Consider the following 465-nt stretch of genomic DNA (forward strand, 5'->3'; position numbering starts at 1 on the left):
GCATGGGACACACGTGAGCGGCACTGTTGTCGGTGGTAACAACGGCGCATGGGGGTCAAGAGAGGCAGCTTGGACCGGGGTTGCGCCTGAGGCAACGTTCTATCATGGGGCTGTACTCAACTGTGACTCGGATGGCTGTCAGATGACCTTCGAGCAGTTTACTAGTGGCATGCAATGGGCGTGGGACCAGACGGCTACTGGTGATGTTATTTCGGCAAGTTTCGGCTGTACTGGGGGCCCGTTCGCTAAGTCGTGTTACAACGATGATACGATAGAGCACGTTCGAAACGCACGGATTAGTGGCACGTTGGTCGTGGGCGCAACCGGAAATTCCGGAGCAGGATCTTCTGGGTCACCAGGAAATGTGTATGAAACACTCAGTGTAGGGAGTGTCGCTACCACTAACGATGAAGTGTATGATTCGTCAAGTGGTCAAAAGATTGTTACCGATAACGCTTGGGGAGG

The 465-nt window shown here is 53.8% G+C and carries 1 pseudogene; it reads left to right on the plus strand.

Annotated elements, in window-relative coordinates:
* Positions 1–13: 13 nt before the first annotated feature.
* Positions 14–465 (plus strand): annotated as a pseudogene (locus D3D01_RS25155) (peptidase S8/S53 subtilisin kexin sedolisin); the annotation flags it as partial.

The sequence above is a fragment of the Haloarcula sp. Atlit-7R genome (assembly GCF_003666065.1).
Lineage (GTDB): Archaea > Halobacteriota > Halobacteria > Halobacteriales > Haloarculaceae > Haloarcula > Haloarcula taiwanensis.